The sequence below is a fragment of the Variovorax sp. AC194 genome, assembly GCF_979257995.1.
Genome location: NZ_OZ409823.1, coordinates 4,458,955 through 4,474,241 on the forward strand (window position 1 = coordinate 4,458,955; position 15,287 = coordinate 4,474,241).

At 68.0% G+C, this 15,287-nt stretch carries 14 protein-coding genes; 8 read left to right on the forward strand and 6 right to left on the reverse strand.

The genetic code is table 11. The features are described from left to right. Positions 1-35: 35 nt before the first annotated feature. From ACZYRS_RS21235 to ACZYRS_RS21260, 6 genes are all read left to right on the forward strand, one after another. A complete protein-coding gene (locus ACZYRS_RS21235; RefSeq protein ID WP_198784475.1) occupies positions 36-674 on the forward strand; it encodes a CDP-alcohol phosphatidyltransferase family protein in 639 nt (212 codons plus the stop codon). Positions 675-700: 26 nt separating this feature from the next. Further along, complete coding sequence (locus ACZYRS_RS21240; RefSeq protein WP_463420844.1) at positions 701-1,282, forward strand: glutathione S-transferase family protein; 582 nt, start codon at positions 701-703, stop codon at positions 1,280-1,282. Between the two features lie 97 nt (positions 1,283-1,379). Next, on the forward strand, positions 1,380-3,782 hold the full coding sequence (locus ACZYRS_RS21245; protein ID WP_463420845.1) for a penicillin acylase family protein: 2,403 nt from the start codon (positions 1,380-1,382) through the stop codon (positions 3,780-3,782). A 23-nt stretch (positions 3,783-3,805) separates the two neighbouring features. Further along, a complete protein-coding gene (locus ACZYRS_RS21250; RefSeq protein WP_463420846.1) occupies positions 3,806-4,456 on the forward strand; it encodes a histidine phosphatase family protein in 651 nt (216 codons plus the stop codon). Between the two features lie 41 nt (positions 4,457-4,497). Then, positions 4,498-5,460, forward strand: coding sequence for a DnaJ C-terminal domain-containing protein (locus ACZYRS_RS21255; RefSeq protein ID WP_463420847.1), 963 nt, complete (start codon positions 4,498-4,500; stop codon positions 5,458-5,460). 2 nt (positions 5,461-5,462) lie between these two features. Then, positions 5,463-5,780 carry a chaperone modulator CbpM gene (locus ACZYRS_RS21260; protein ID WP_463420848.1) on the forward strand — a complete coding sequence of 106 codons (318 nt, stop codon included), beginning with the start codon at positions 5,463-5,465 and terminating at the stop codon, positions 5,778-5,780. 21 nt (positions 5,781-5,801) lie between these two features. Here ACZYRS_RS21260 and ACZYRS_RS21265 read toward each other — a convergent pair whose 3' ends face one another. Together ACZYRS_RS21265 and ACZYRS_RS21270 are read right to left on the reverse strand one after the other, a co-directional pair. Beyond that, positions 5,802-7,547, reverse strand: coding sequence for a dipeptidase (locus ACZYRS_RS21265; RefSeq protein WP_463420849.1), 1,746 nt, complete (start codon positions 7,545-7,547; stop codon positions 5,802-5,804). 138 nt (positions 7,548-7,685) lie between these two features. Continuing rightward, complete coding sequence (locus ACZYRS_RS21270; RefSeq protein ID WP_463420850.1) at positions 7,686-9,425, reverse strand: dipeptidase; 1,740 nt, start codon at positions 9,423-9,425, stop codon at positions 7,686-7,688. 60 nt (positions 9,426-9,485) lie between these two features. Between ACZYRS_RS21270 and ACZYRS_RS21275 the strand changes: the two genes are divergently transcribed. Then, a complete protein-coding gene (locus ACZYRS_RS21275; protein ID WP_463420851.1) occupies positions 9,486-10,070 on the forward strand; it encodes a DNA-3-methyladenine glycosylase I in 585 nt (194 codons plus the stop codon). A gap of 85 nt (positions 10,071-10,155) precedes the next feature. Here ACZYRS_RS21275 and ACZYRS_RS21280 read toward each other — a convergent pair whose 3' ends face one another. Continuing rightward, the gene (locus tag ACZYRS_RS21280; RefSeq protein WP_198784484.1) at positions 10,156-10,506 is read right to left on the reverse strand and encodes an alpha/beta hydrolase; all 351 of its coding nucleotides are present in this window, start codon (positions 10,504-10,506) and stop codon (positions 10,156-10,158) included. A gap of 273 nt (positions 10,507-10,779) precedes the next feature. Further along, positions 10,780-11,748 carry a Bug family tripartite tricarboxylate transporter substrate binding protein gene (locus ACZYRS_RS21285; RefSeq protein ID WP_463420852.1) on the reverse strand — a complete coding sequence of 323 codons (969 nt, stop codon included), beginning with the start codon at positions 11,746-11,748 and terminating at the stop codon, positions 10,780-10,782. A gap of 227 nt (positions 11,749-11,975) precedes the next feature. Here ACZYRS_RS21285 and ACZYRS_RS21290 point away from each other — a divergent pair, with 227 nt between their 5' ends. Then, positions 11,976-13,487, forward strand: coding sequence for a short-chain fatty acyl-CoA regulator family protein (locus tag ACZYRS_RS21290; protein WP_463420853.1), 1,512 nt, complete (start codon positions 11,976-11,978; stop codon positions 13,485-13,487). Here ACZYRS_RS21290 and ACZYRS_RS21295 read toward each other — a convergent pair. Next, positions 13,429-14,280: a hypothetical protein gene (locus ACZYRS_RS21295; RefSeq protein ID WP_463420854.1), complete on the reverse strand. Its 852-nt coding sequence runs from the start codon at positions 14,278-14,280 to the stop codon at positions 13,429-13,431. The genes ACZYRS_RS21290 and ACZYRS_RS21295 overlap by 59 nt on opposite strands. Next, on the reverse strand, positions 14,277-15,239 hold the full coding sequence (gene gcvA / locus ACZYRS_RS21300; RefSeq protein ID WP_463420855.1) for a transcriptional regulator GcvA: 963 nt from the start codon (positions 15,237-15,239) through the stop codon (positions 14,277-14,279). Before gcvA ends, ACZYRS_RS21295 begins: the two co-directional genes overlap by 4 nt. Between the last annotated feature and the right edge of the window lie 48 nt (positions 15,240-15,287).

The following is a 15,287-nucleotide window of genomic DNA, read 5'->3' on the forward strand; positions in this document are numbered from 1 at the left end:
AGGTGCGGTCCATTCGTCGATTCCGAAGCCTCTTCATGACCACGCCCTCCCCCGTTCCGGCCCGCAAGCATTTCTCGATGATCCGCGGCTTCCACCTGGCCGACGTGTTCACGCTCGGCAATGCGGCCTGCGGTGTCGGCGCGGTGTTCCTGGCGATGGCCTACATGGCGAGCCAGTCGCTCGCGCAGTTCCTCTGGGCCGCGGCGCTGGCGCCGGCGGCTTTCATCTTCGACGTGTTCGACGGCCGCATCGCACGCTGGCGCCAGACGCACTCCGCGCTCGGGCGCGAACTCGACTCGCTGGCCGACGTGATCTCCTTCGGCGTCGCGCCCGCGGCGCTCGCCTTCGCGGCAGGCCTGGATGGCGGCTGGGACTGCGCCATCCTCATCTATTTCGTGGGCTGCGGCGTGAGCCGGCTCGCGCGCTACAACGTCACGGCCGAGGCACTGTCCGAGGGCGCCGACAAGGTGAAGTATTTCGAGGGCACGCCGATCCCGACCAGCGTGGTGCTGGTGGGCGTGCTGGCGTATGCGGCGTGGCAGGGCCGCATCGGAGACGCCGTCTGGGGCGGCGCCTGGGCCATCGGCCCGTGGCTTTTGCATCCGCTTGCGCTGCTGTTCGCGCTCTCGGGCACGCTGATGATCAGCAAGACCCTGCGCATTCCCAAGTTCTGATTCCCTCCAGCCGAAGGAGAACGCCCATGACCATGAAGCTGTATTTCGATCCGCAAAGCCGCTCGCAAATCGCCAAGTGGATGCTCGACGAAGCCGATGTCGACTACGAAATCGTGACCACGCTCATCAAGGACAAGGCGCACAAGCGCCCCGAGTACCTGAAGATCAACCCGGCCGGCAAGCTGCCCGCGCTGGTCGACGGGCGCACGCGCATCTTCGAGAACGCGGCCATCTGCATGTACATCGCCGAAAAGTTTCCCGGCAAGCGCCTGGCGCCCTTCACCGGCACACCCGAGCACGGCCGTTACCTGTCGCTCATGGTGTATTCGACCGCGCAGCTGGAGCCCGCGATGGGTGACAGCCTGCTGCACATCCGCAGCAACAACAGCGCGCGCGGCTGGACCAATTTCGAGGAAGCCAAGAACGCGGTCGAGCGCGAGCTGGGCTACGGCCCGTACCTCTTCGGCACGCAGTTCACCGCTGCCGACGTGATGATCGGCTCGATGTTCATCTGGCACCGCGCCTTCGGCGGCAAGCTGAACCGCCCGAAGCTGGACGCCTATGTCGACCGCCTGCAGGCGCGGCCCAAGGGCATGAAGTTCGGCTGAGCCACGTGCGGCGTGCCGCGCTCGCGACAGCGCGCGGCGGAGGCTCAGGCCTCTAATCGGTCCCGTTGTCCGGCTTTCAAAATCACACGCCCGCACCATGACTTCGAACACCCCGCTCTCCCGGCTCTCGGCCTTCTCTCTCGGTTTTCTGGGCCTGGCCGCCCTGCTCTCGGCCTGCACCAGCGCGCCGCCCTCCAGCGGGCGCAGCGTGACCATCGAGCGCACCACCTTCGGCATCGCGCACATCACCGCGCCCGACTACGAGGGCCTGGCCTACGGCAGCGCCTACGCGCATGCGCAGGACAACGTCTGCCAGACCGCCGAACACCTGCTCACGCTGCGCGGCGACCGCTCGCAGTTCCTCGGCGCGCAGAACACCGGCGAGATCGGGCTGGGCCGCGCGCCCAATGCGCAGATCGATCTCTTCATCCGCTATCACATGGACGACGAGGCGCTCGCGCGCGCCGGGGCCACCACCAGCCTGGATGTGAAGGCCGCGCTGCGCGGCTACGTGGCGGGCTACAACCGCTACCTGCAGGACGCGGGCCCGAACGGCCTGCCCGCGGCCTGCCGCGGCAAGCCCTGGGTGCGGCCGATGACGCTGGCCGACCTGTCGCGCGCCACCGAGATGTCGATGATCCAGGGCGGCCTGGGCGCGCTGGCCGGCGCGGTGCTGGCTGCTGTTCCGCCACCGCCCGGCGTGAAGACCGGCGCGGCGCCTGTCGAGCTCACGGAGGCCGTGGCCGAGATCGGCCGCCACAGCTTCAACGCGAACCCCGAGGGCGGCGAGCTCGGCTCCAACGGTTGGGCGTTCGGGCGCAACGCCACGCCCGACGGGCGCGGCCTGCTGCTGGGCAATCCGCACTTTCCGTGGAACGGCACCAACCGCTTCTGGCAGATGCACCTGACCATTCCCGGCCAACTCGACGTGATGGGCGCCACCGGCGGCCTGAGCCCGGTGGTGGCGATCGGCTTCAACAAGGACGTGGCGTGGACCCACACCGTGTCGACCGGCAAGCGCTTCACGCTCTATGAACTGAAGCTCGACCCCAACGACCCGACCGTCTACTGGGTCGACGGGCAACCGAAGAAGATGGTCGCGCGCACCGTGGTGCTGCCGGCCGCGGCCACGGGCGGCGGCGCCGCGCCGGTGCAGCACACCTTCTACGCAACCGACTGGGGCCCCGTCATCTCGCTGCCGCGCGCGGGCCTGGGCTGGACCGCGCAGAAGGCGTATGCGATCCGCGATGCCAACACGCTCAACGTGCGCTCGGCCGAGAGCTGGATGCGCATGGCGCTCGCGCGCAACGTGGCCGAGCTGCGCGCCGCCATGGGCAACCAGGGCATGCCGTGGATCAACACCCTCGCGGCCGACCGCGAGGGCAACGCGATGTATGCGGACCTCTCGGTGGTGCCCGACGTGTCGGCCGACATGCTCAAGGCCTGCGCGCCCTCGCCCGCCGCTGCGGCGCTGCTGGGCGCGGCGGGCCTGCCGGTGCTCGACGGCTCGCGCAGCGCCTGCGCCTGGAACCGCGACATCACGGCCGCCACGCCCGGCCTCATCGCGCCGGCGCGCATGCCGGTCGTGGTCACGCCGGACTACGTGCAGAACAGCAACGACAGCTTCTGGCTCAGCAACCCGCGCATCGCGCCGATGGCGGGCGTCTCGCCGCTGGTCGGCCCCATCGGCGTGCCGCAGCGGCTGCGCACGCGCAGCGGCATCATGGAGATCGAAGGCCGCCTGGCCGGCGCCGACGGCCTGCCCGGCAACCGCATGGGCGCGGCCGAACTGCGCAGCGTGATCTTTCGCGACAGGAACCTCGCCGGCATGCTGGTGATGGACGACCTGCAAGCCGCCTGCGCCGCCGGCGGTGCCGCGCTGAATGCCGACCAGGTGCTCGGCTGCCGCGTGCTCTCGGCCTGGGACCGCACGAGCAACGCCGATTCGAAGGGCGCCGTGCTGTTCCGCGAGTTCTGGCGCAAGGCCAAGGACCTGCCGAAAGTCTGGCGCGTGCCCTTCGATCCGGCGCAACCGGTGGCAACGCCCGCCGGCTTGGACATGGCCACGCCCGCCACGCGCGAGGCGGTGTTCAAGGCGCTGGGCGAGGCGGTCGGCATCGTGCGCACTGCGGGCTTCGCGGCCGACGTGCCGCTGGGCGTGCCGCAGTCGCGCGAAGTGCGAGGCCAGAAGATCGCGCTGCACGGCGGCGACGAGTTCGAGGGCGTGCTCAACAAGCTCGAATCGCAGGGCCAGTCGCTGATCGACCCGAAGGGCTACAACGTCAACTACGGCAGCAGCTACATGCAGGTCGTGACCTTCGACGAGCGCGGCCCGGTCGCGCAGGGCCTGCTGACCTACGGCCAGAGCAGCGACCTCGCCTCGCCGCGCGCCTACGACCAGCTGCCGCTGTTCGCGGCCAAGCAATGGCACGCGCTGCCGTTCCATCCGGCCGACGTGCAGGCGCAGCGCGAAGGCCAGCCGATCCGATTGGCCTACTGAGCGATCGACGGACAGCGAAACCCATGTCACAGCACACGCCCCCACCCGCACACACCGCCGCCGGCGGCCTCGACCGGCTGGTCGAGATCGCCGCCGCGCAGCCGCTCGCACCGGCCTGCGACCACTTCTACTTCCTGCGCCACGGCCAGACCGGGCGCAACGCGCTGCGCATCTTCCAGGCGGTGGACGAGCCGTTGAGCGAGCTCGGCCTGCAGCAGGCGGCGCACGCGGCCGAGCTGCTCGCGGGCGAGCCCATTCGCACCATCGTCTGCAGCGATGCGCGGCGCGCCTTCGACACCGCCCACACGGTGGCGGCCGCGCTGCGCCTGGTGCCGACGGCGCAGGCCGAGCTGCGCGAGCGCAACTTCGGCGCGCTGATCGGCACCTCGTCGGCCAACATCGACTGGGCCTGCGAACCCGAGGGCGGCGAGACGTTGACGCAGTTCGTCGCCCGCAAGCGCGCCGCGCTCGACGCGGCCCTGAAGCAACCCACGCCGGTGCTCGTGGTGGCGCACGGCGGCACGCTGTACGCGCTGGCGGCGCTGCTGGGCGTGCCCATCGACGTCACCGTGCTCGGCAACGCGCAGCCATTGCGTTTTTCGCGCAGCGGCCTTAAATGGGCTGTAACGCCGCTTCTGCGGCATGCCGACGGCGCATCCTCCGCCCTGGCCTAGCCGGGTCGCCCGGTCCGCCGTCCATCGAAACGACCCTCACCATGGAATTCAAGGACTACTACAGCGCACTGGGCATCGAGCGCACCGCGTCGGACGACGAGGTGCGCAAGGCCTACCGCAAGCTCGCCCGCAAGTACCACCCCGACGTCAGCAAGGAGCCCGACGCCGAGAAGCGCATGCGCGAGATCAACGAGGCCAAGGACGTGCTGGGCGATAAGGAAAAGCGCGCGTCCTATGACGCGCTGGCCGATCGCGTCGCGCGCGGCGGCAGCCCCGAGGGCGACTTCCAGCCGCCGCCGGGCTGGGACTCGGGCTTCGAGTTCCACCGCGGCCCGCGCCAGGGGCCGGCCGACCATGCGGACTTCAGCGAGTTCTTCTCGTCGATGTTCGGTGAGGCCGAGCGCCGCGGCGCCGCGCGGCAGAACTACCGCGCGCGCGGCGAGGACCATCACGCGGCCATCGAGATCGCCATCGAAGACGCGCTCAACGGCGCCGAGCGCGAGATCACGCTGCGTGCACAGACCGTCGATGCGCAGGGCCATCCGCAACTGGAGAACCGCACGCTCAGCGTGAAGATCCCGCCGGGCGTGCACCCGGGCCAGTTCATCCGCCTCGCGGGGCAAGGCATGCCCGGCCACGGCGGCGAGGCGGCCGGCGACTTGTACCTGGAAGTGCGCATCGCGCCGCACAAGCTCTACCGCGTGGAGGAACGCGACATCTACATGACGCTGCCCGTCACGCCCACCGAGGCCGCGCTCGGCGCGCAGGTCGAGGTGCCGACACCGGGCGGCGGCGTGGTCGAGGTCACGGTGCCGCGCAATGCGCGCGGCGGCATGAAGCTGCGGCTGAAGGGCCGCGGCCTGAAGGGCAAGACGCCCGGCGACCTGTACCTGCTGATCGAGATCGCGCTGCCGCCCGCCGACAGCGACGCCGCGCGCGCGGCCTACGAGCAGCTTGCGCAGGCAGCCTCTTCGTTCAACCCGCGCCAGCACCTGGGAGTCTGAGCATGGCGACTGTTTCCGTCACAACCGCAACCGCCATCAGCGCCTCGCAACCGCTCGCGCTGAACGACCTGGCCCATGCCGTGGGCGCCGATGCCGCCTGGGTGGTGCAGCTGGTCGAGGTCGGCATCGTGCAGGTCACCACGGCCGAGGCGCCGCCCGAGCGCTGGGAGTTCTCCAGCACCGATCTGCAATGCGCACTGGAAGCGCGGCGGCTGGAGCGCGACTTCGGCGTGGGCCTGGATGCCGCGGCGTTGATCCTCGACCTGCAGCACGAGGTGCGGCGGCTCAAGGCCGTGCTGCAGGCGCACGGGGTGCGCTGAGCGCAGCCCGCCGCGCCTGGGTTACTGCATCTGCTGCAGGTTGCCGATGCGCACCAGCATCTCGGTGAACATCTGCAGGTCGGCCTCCAGGTCGGGCACTTCCTTGTATTCCTTGGCGTTGTGCCCCGTGTACTTCTTGCCGGGCATGCCGGGGCCGAAGCTGATCGCGTTGGGCATCTGCTTGGCCGTGGTGGCGCCGGCCGCGGACACCGGCTTGGCTTCGAGCCCGGTGGTGTCGCCGTAGATGTTGAGCAATGTCGAGAGCCACTGGCCCGAGGGGTCGCGCGCCATCCAGTTGCCTTGGTCGTACTTGATCTCGACCTTCGCCTTGTTCGCCGCGGCCCATTCGTTGATCTTGGCTTCCACCTGCGCCTTCAGTTCCTCGGGCGTGCGGCCGCGCGGCATGCGCGTGTTGACCGACATGACCACGCGGCCGTCGGCGCCCGTGCGGATCAGGTTGGGCGAGAACGTCAACGGGCCCATGAAGTCGTCCTTGTAGCCCACGCCCATCTTCTCGCCGAGGTAACCGGTGCCGTAGAGACCGTCGATGTACTTCACGGCCTTCAGGAACTGGTTGTCGGCCAGCGCGACGCCCGACTCCTGCAGGAACAGGGACAGGCGCGGCAGCGGGTTCACGCCGTTCTGCGGCTCGGACCCGTGGGCCGAGGTGCCGGTGACCTTGATGTCGATGCTGTCCCCGTTGTCGCTCTTGCGCGTGACGGCGATCGCGAACTTGCCCTGCGGTTCGTACTTCTGCAGGAAGGCCGGCTTCGCGGCGTCGAGCTTCGCCTGCACGGCCGCGAGATCGCCGCCCTTGAGCGTGGCGGTGGCGGTCTGCGAGATGGCGTTGACCGCGGCGGCCGCGCCCATGTCGGTGATCGCGGTGACGGCGCCATCGGTTTTCTCGGCCGGGAAGAACACGCTCAGCGAGCCCGCGCCCTTCTCGGCCACGACGGCCGGGTAGCCGCTGTCGAGCACGATGTTGTATTCGGGCAGCTTGGTCTTGCCGCGGTAGTACTCCATCGCATCGCCGCCTGTTTCCTCGGTGGTCTCGATCATCAGGCGCATGGTGCGCTGGATCGGGATGCCGCTTTCCTTGACCGTCTTCATCGCGTAGAGCACGGCCGCGATGGAGCCCTTGTCGTCGATGGTGCCGCGGCCGTAGAGGCGGTCGCCCACGCGCTTCATCGTGAAGGGGTCGAGCGTCGTGCCGTCTTCGAGCACCCATTCGGAGAGCACCGCGGGCACCACGTCCGAATGCGTGAGGATGCCGAACTCTTCGGTGCCCTTGCCCTTGAGGCTCACCTCGAAGATGCGGTTGTCGACGTTGCGGTACGCAAGCCCGAAATCCTTCGCCATCTTCTGCACGAGCTTGCCGAAGTCGACGATCGCCGGGTTCTCGTGCGGCGGGATCTGCACGTTGCGCGCGGTCGGCAGCGCCACCATGGTGCCCAGGCTCGCGATCACCGCCTTCTGGTTGTGCAGGCGGTTGTAGAGGCCGAGCAGGCGCCCGATGTTGGTGAGGTCGTCGCCGGCCAGCGGCGCCTTCTTGCGGTAGGCAGCCACGGCGGGTTTGAGCGTGGGGTCGGCCTTCTCTGCCTGGGTGAGGAACGCATTGAAACTGGACGGCGGCTTGCCGCCCTGCCAGGCCGCGGCCAATTGGTCGAGCGCGGGTTTCTTGAGCGTGTCTGCGAAGGCCGGTGCGGTGAGGCCAACTGCCATCAGGCCCAGGGTAAGGGCCGGCAACGAGACGCGAAATTGCTGCATGAGGGTGACTCCCGGTTCACGAAAAATGGAGCCTTCGACGATACCCGAGGCATGCATGCCGGCATGCCTCGTCACGCTACGAAGAAACGTAGCGCACGAGGCGAAAGGTGCAGCTTTAGGTTTGCAGACCGCGCGTGGTCACTGCATCTGCCGCAGGTTGCCGATGCGCACGAGCATCTCGGTGAACATCTGCATGTCGGCATCGAGGTCGGGCACTTCCTTGTATTCCTTGGCGTTGTGCGCGGTGTATTTCTTGCCCGGCATCGCGGGGCCGAAGTTGATCGCGTTGGGCATCAGCTTGGCCGTCGTGCTGCCGGCCGTGGGCACGGGCTTGGCTTCGAGGCCGGTGGTGCTGCCGTAGATGTCGAGCAGCGTGGAGAGCCACGCGCCCTTGGGGTCGCGGGCCATCCAGTTGCCCTGGTCGTAATTCACTTCAAGCTTCACCTGGTTCGCCGCGGCCCACGCGTTGACCTTGGCGCTCACCTGCGACTTCAATTCGTCGGGCGTGCGGCCGCGCGGCATGCGCACGTTGGTCGTCATCTCGAGCCTGCCGTCCGCGCCCATGCGGATGAGGTTGGGCGAGAAGGTCAGCGGGCCCATGAAGTCGTCCGTGTAGCCCAGGCCCATCTTCTCGCCGAGGTAGCCGGTGCCGTAGAGCGCGTCGATGTACTTCACGGCCTTGAGGTACTGGTTGGCGGCGAGCGGCGCGCCCGATTCCTGCAGGAAGAGCGCCAGGCGCGGCAGCGGGTTCACGCCTTCTTCCGGACGCGAGCCGTGGGCCGATGTGCCGGTGACCTTGATGTCGATGCTGTCGGCGCCGCGCGCGATGTCGATGGCGAACTTGCCGCCTTGCGGTTCGTACTTTTGCAGGAAGGCGGGCTTGGCGGCTTCGAGCTTCGCGGCCACTGCGGCGAGATCGCCGCCCTTGAGCGTGGCGGTCGCGGTCTGCGAGATCGCGTTGGCGGACGCGGCGCCGCTCATCGCGGTGATCGCGGTCGATGCGGCGTCCGCGGTCTCCGCGGGGAACAACACCTTGAGCGCGCCCGAGCCCTTCTCCGCGACCACCGCCGGGTACTTGCTGTCGAGCACGATGTTGTAGGCCGGCAGTTGCGTCTTGCTGCGGTAGTACACCATCGCGTCGCCGCCGGTTTCTTCGGTGGTCTCGATCATCAGGCGGATGCTGCGGTCGATGGGCAGGCCACTGTCCTTCACCGCCTTCATCGCGTAGAGCACGGCGGCGATGGAGCCCTTGTCGTCGATGGTGCCGCGGCCGTAGAGCAAGTCGCCCACGCGCTGCATCGTGAAGGGGTCGAGCTTCGTGCCGTCGTCCAGCACCCACTCGGAGAGCACCGCAGGCACCACGTCCGCGTGCGTGAGGATGCCGAACTCCTCGCTGCCCTTGCCCTTCAGGCTCACTTCGAAGATGCGGTTGTCGACGTTGCGGTACGCGAGGCCGAAGTCCTTCGCCATCTTCTCCACGAGCTTGCCGAAATCGATGATCTGCGGGCTCTCGTGCGGCGGCACCTGCACATTGCGCACCGTGGGAATCGCCACCATCGTGCCGATGCTCGCGATCACGGCCTGCTGGTTCTGCAGGCGGTTGTAGAGGCCGAGCAGGCGCGCGATGTCGACGAGCTCGTCGCCCGCCAGTGGCTTCTTGTTTCGGTACGCGGCAACGGCCGGCTGCAATGCGGCGTTCGACCTGGCGGCCTGTGCAAGAAAGGCATTGAAATCGGCGGGCGGCTTGCCGCTGCTTTGCCATGCCGCGGCCAGTTGGTCGAGCGCCGGTTTCTGGAGCGTTTCAGCGACGGCCGGTGCACCGAGACCGAGCGCAACGCCCAATGAAAGGGCCGACAATGAAAAGCGAAATTGCTGCATCAGGGTGACTCCCTCATTCTGAAAACATCTCACGACGATAGCCGAGCGACACATCGAACAATGAACAGCACCACCGCCATCACCGCCACGCCAACGCGCTGCGCCTGGGCCCAGACCGACCCGCTGCTGGGCGCCTATCACGACGCCGAATGGGGCGTGCCCGAATACGACAGCCGCGCGCTGTGGGAAAAGCTGATGCTCGACGGCTTCCAGGCCGGGCTCGCGTGGATCACCATCCTGCGCAAGCGCGATGCGTTCCGCAAGGCCTTCAAGGGGTTCGTGCCGGAGAAGGTCGCCAAATTCACGGCCGACGATGTCGAGCGGCTGATGCAGGACGCGGGCATCGTGCGCGCGCGGGCCAAGATCGAGGCCACCATCGGCAACGCGCGCGCCTATCTCGCGATGCAGGCGGCGGGCGAGGATTTCTCGGAATTCATCTGGGGCATGGCCGGCGGCAAGCCCATCGTCAACAAGACCGGCAAGGTGCCGACGCAGACGCCGCTGTCGGAAGAGATCTCGAAGGCGCTCAAGAAGCGCGGCTTCAAGTTCGTCGGGCCGGTCATCGTCTACGCCTGGATGCAGGCGACCGGCATCGTGGACGACCACGCGCCGGATTGCCACCGGCACGGATTGAAGAAGAAATAGACACGCAATAAAAAGCCGGACCGCGCTTTCGCACGGTCCGGCTTTTGTTTGGCTGGTGACCTGAGGCGGCTTGCGCCGCGACGGATTACAGGCCGGCTTGACGCGTGAAGGTCAGGCTCTTGGCTTGCGAGGGAATCACGCTGCCAGCGAAGGTTTCAGGACGCAGGTTTTGGCCCGGTGCGTGCGCTGCGGCAACAGCCTGAGCACGAACGGCGGCGCGGTCGGTGGTCGAAGCGGTCAGCGTGGGTGCCACGGTGGACGAAGCAGCGTCGCTGTATTCGTTGCCGGCACGAGCGGCGGCAGCAGCTTGGGGCGCCACGTCGGCGCGGCTGTAGCCGGAGGTCAGGGGTTGCACGCCTTCATAGGTTTCTGCATGGGCGCCAGCAGCGGCGAGCAGGGAGAGAGCGGCGGCGGCGAGGATGTTCGAGGTCTTCATTTCAATTTCCTTCTTGATTGGGCTTTGGATGCCCTGAAGTTTGCACCACGATTCCAAGGGAAAACCCTACTCAATCGAATCGCAGTGTTCATGAAACTGAAACAATGACCGGGAACTTTGTGACGAGGCTAAGTCAAGTGCCCATTGCCCCTCCGAAAACCCGGCTAGTTTGCGTACTTTTCCTCTAGATCGTCAAGCAATGGTTGGCACCAAGGTGCTAAGTCATGCACGCCAATGCACGTTGCATGCCAGCCACCGCCCACCTCACCGCGCCTAGTCTTCCTTCATGCCCGTCGCCTTGACCACGCCGCCCAGTCGCGCGCGCTCCTCATCGACGAACTTCGTGAACGAGGCGCGCGTGCCGCCGATGGGCTCGATGCCCATGCCCTTCAGGTGCTCGGCCGTGGCCGGTGTCTTCATCGCGGCATCGATGGCCGCGGCCATCTTGTCCAGGATGGCATCGGGCGTGCCGCGCGGCGCGTGCACGCCGGCCCAGTGCGCGATGCGGATCTCGGGGAAGCCCTCTTCCGCCGCGGTCGGCAATTGCGGATAGGCCGAGATGCGCTGCGTCCACGTGCCAGCCAGCGCCTTCAGCTTGCCGCTCTTGATGTACGGCAGCACCACGATGCTGGCCTCCGACGTCGCCTCGACCTGGTTGCCGAGCACCGCGGTGATCGACTCGGAGCCGCTCTTGTAGGGCACCACGTCGAGCTTGCCGCCGTACTTCGTCTGCAGGATGCCCTCGACGAAATGCGGCGTGCTGCCGGTGCCCGCCGTCGCCCAGTGGAAGCCGTTGGCCGATTGCTTCGATGCGGCCACGAACTCCTTCAGGTCCTTGTAGGGCGCGTTGGCCGGCACCACCACCACCGAGGGCGCGAGCGCGATCATGGCCACCGGCACCAGCGCGTCGTCCTTGTAGGGCATGTTCTTCTTGATCATGCTGTTGGACACGACGCCCGCCGCGCTCACGAGAAAGGTGTAGCCATCGGGCGCGCTCTTGGCGACCACGTCGGCACCGAGGATGGCACCCGCGCCCGGCTTGTTGTCGATGACGACCGGCTGGCCGAGCTGCTTGGACGCGCCCTCGGCCGCGGCGCGCGCCATCAGGTCGTTGGCACCACCGGCCGAGAACGGAACGACGAGGCGGATCGGCTTGGTCGGCCACGCCTGCGCAGAAGCGCCCGAGGCAAGCACCGACGCTGCAAGCCCGATGGCCAGCGAGGCAAAGCGGAATGAAATCATGCTGTTCTCCTGTGTTGTAGTGGGTGTGAAGAGGCCCGTCGAAGCGGGTTTTTCATGATGCCACGCCCCCGCTTTCCGCGGCCTCCCGCATGGAAATCGCGTGCGATTTACATGATTCGCAATTCACGCAATTTCGTACCCATAATGAAGGGCTCGATTGGCAAATCCTTGCGAATGCGACGCGCAAGATTTGCGAATCTTGCGAACATCGAAGAACGGATCGAACGATGAAGAAGACCTTCATGGGCGTGCGGCTGCGCAGCCTCCGCGAAGCGCGCGGCCTGAGCCAGCTCGCGCTCGCGCAGCAACTGGGCCTGTCGCCCAGCTACCTCAACCAGATCGAGCAGAACCAGCGGCCGCTCACCGTGCCGGTGCTGCTGCGCCTGCATGCCACGCTGGGCGTCGACATCCAGGCCTTCTCGGAAGACGAGGAAGCACGCCTCGTCGCGAGCCTGCGCGAGGCGCTGGCCGACAACCCGGGCGGCGATACCGTCGCGCTCGCCGAGCTGCGCGAAGTCGCCACGCAGATGCCCGCGGTGGGCCGCGCGCTGGTCGCGCTGCATCAGCGGCATCGCGATGCCATGGAGCGCCTCGAGGCCCTGGCTGGCGAGCTCGGCGATGGCCGCGGCGACCTCGCGCGCATGCCGCAGGCGCGGCCCATGCCGTTCGAGGAAGTGCGCGATTTCTTCTTCGCGCACCAGAACCACATCGCGCCGCTCGACGACGCCGCCGAGGCTTTCTCCGCCGAGTGGCGGCTGCGCGAGGGCAACCCTGGCGACCGGCTCGCACAGCGCCTGCTCGAAGCGCATGGCGTGCAGGTGATTCCGGCCGAGGACGACGAAGGCGGCGCGCAACGCCGCTTCGATCCGGCCACGCGCGTGCTCCGTCTCTCGCGCTACCTGGAGCCGGGCCAGCACGCCTTCCAGCTCGCGACGCAGCTGGCGTTTCTCGAAGTCGGCGACATGATCGACAAGCTGGTCGCAGAAGCGCCGCTGTCGAGCGACACCGCGCGTTCGCTCGCGCGCATCGGCCTCGCGAACTACTTCGCCGCCGCGCTGCTGCTGCCCTACGGCGTGTTCCTCGAAGCGGCCGAACAGCTGCGCTACGACATCGACCAGCTCGCGCGCCGCTTCGGCGTGGGCTTCGAAACCATCTGCCACCGACTGAGCTCGCTGCAGCGGCCCGAGGCGCGCGGCGTGCCCTTCTTCCTCATCCGCGTCGATCGCGCGGGCAACATCTCCAAGCGCCAGTCGGCCACGCACTTTCACTTCTCCAAGACCGGCGGCACCTGCCCGCTGTGGAACGTGTACGAGGCCTTCGCGCAACCGGGCCGCGTGCTGACGCAGCTCGCGCGCATGCCCGACGGCCGCGCCTACCTCTGGATCGCGCGCACCGTGTCGCACGGCTTTCGCGGCTACGGCTCGCCCAACAAGACTTTCTCGATCGGCCTGGGCTGTGACGTGAGCCACGCCACGCGGCTCGTCTACTCCAAGGGCATGGACCTGCGCGATCCCGAGGTGCCGACGCCCATCGGCGCGGGCTGCAAGGTGTGCGAGCGCGAGGCCTGCCCGCAGCGCGCCTTTCCGTTCGTGGGCCGGCCGCTCGATGTGGACGAGAACCAGAGCCGCTTCATGCCCTATGCCGCGGCGCCCGAAAAATACGGTGCCGCGCGGGCAACCCTCAAGAGCGGGGCCAGCCGCGCACCAGCGTCCGGATCGCCACGGCGCCGCTCCCCTTGACCTCGGCGCGGTAGGTGCCCACCAGCGCCTCGCGCTCAGCGGCGGCCTGCGGGTCGTTGCGCCAGGCGAGCAAGGCCGCCGCGTCCGCATCGGGCAATGCCGCGAGCAGCGCCTGCGTGACCTGCTTCTCGAACTCGCGCGCCACCGTCAGCAGGTTGCGCGGACGCGGCGAGGTGATGCCGCGCGACCACAGCGTGTCGACCGCCATGTCGAGCGTGCGGTCGGGCAGCGAGGTGAACTGGCCGGCATTGCCGCGCGCCAGTTGCTTGACGACGGAACTGAGCAACAGCTGGCTGGAGAAATCGACTTCGCGCGTGTCGGCCACGGCCATCCGATCGAGCAGTTCGGTGCGCACCGGGTCGGCCGCCTTCGCGCGTTCGCGGTTGAAGAACTCGACCTTGGCCGCGTCGTCCATCGCCGCGTAGTCGGCGCGCAGCTTCGCGAAGCGCGCCACCGCCTCCAGCACCTGCGGGTTCGGCGCGGCGCCGCCCTTGCCGGCAGTGGCGATCTCCTGCTGGATCGCGGCCACGGAAGCCTTCACATCGAACGCGCGCGAAGCGGCCGTGTCCAGCGCCGCGAGCGCCTTGTCGGCGATGGCCTGGTCCGGCGGGTCCAGCAGTTGCCGTGCATCGCGCGACACGGCGCCGGGCGCATACGCGGCCTGGTAGCGCGCCTGCACGCCTTCGAATTGCAGCAGCGCCTGTGCACGGTCCTGCGCCCAGGCCATGGCCGGCGCGAGCAGCAGCGAAAGGACGAGGGCAAGACGTTTGGCTGCGAGGGGAGAGACATTCATGGCGCCATTATTGGCGCGGGCCGCGACCGCCCCTTGCCGCCTCTGCCTGCCCTCTTGCGCGGAGAGGCCGCTTTCCTGCTCGCCTCGCTCAAGATCCATTCGCGAAAGGCCGCGACCTTCGGACGGTCGTGGCTGTTCTCCGGATACACGAGGTAGTAGGCAAAGTCTTCGAGCCAGCTCACATCCGACAGCTGCACGAGCCGGCCTTCCGCCAGGTCGTCGGCCACCACTGCAGCGGGCAACAAGGCCGCGCCCTGCCCCGCAAGCACGGCCTTCAGGAGCAGGCCCGAATCGTCGAATGACGGACCGCGCGCAGGCCCCGTGCTCTCGATGCCCTGCGCCTCGAACCACAGCGCCCACGCCTTGCGCTCGGCATCGTTCACGCGCGGCCAGCGCGTGAGGCCAGCCGGTGTTTCGGGCATGCCGAGGCGCTTGACCAGCGCAGGCGCAGCGACCGCAACGATCTCCACCGTCAGCACCCGCTGGCTGCTCAACCCCACATAGCGGCCCAGCCCGTGGCGGATCGCAACGTCCACACCATCGCGCGAGAAGTCGGCCAGCGCGCTGCTGCTGAACACCTGCAAATCGATGTCCGGATGCGCGTCCTGAAAGCTCTTGAGCCGAGGCACCAGCCACGCGGAAGCGAAGAACGGCGTTGCGCTCACGGTGAGGATGCCCGTGTCCTCGGGCACCGCGACGCGGCGCGTGGCATCGCTGATCTGCCGGAAGGCATTGCGCACCGGCGGCAGGTAGGCCTGACCGACGTCGGTGAGGAAGATGCCGCGGTTCACGCGGCGAAAGAGCGGAACGCCCAGGTGCACCTCCAGCGTCTTGATCAGCTGGCTCACCGCGCCGGGCGTCACGCACAGCTCGTTCGCCGCGTTCTTGACCGAGAGATGGCGGGCGGTGGCTTCGAAGGCGCGCAGCGCATTGAGCGGTGGGAGTTGGTGCTCTGTCATTTAGTTAATCTGATCCAAGATCTTCAGAAAATCTGGTTTGCGAGGCGG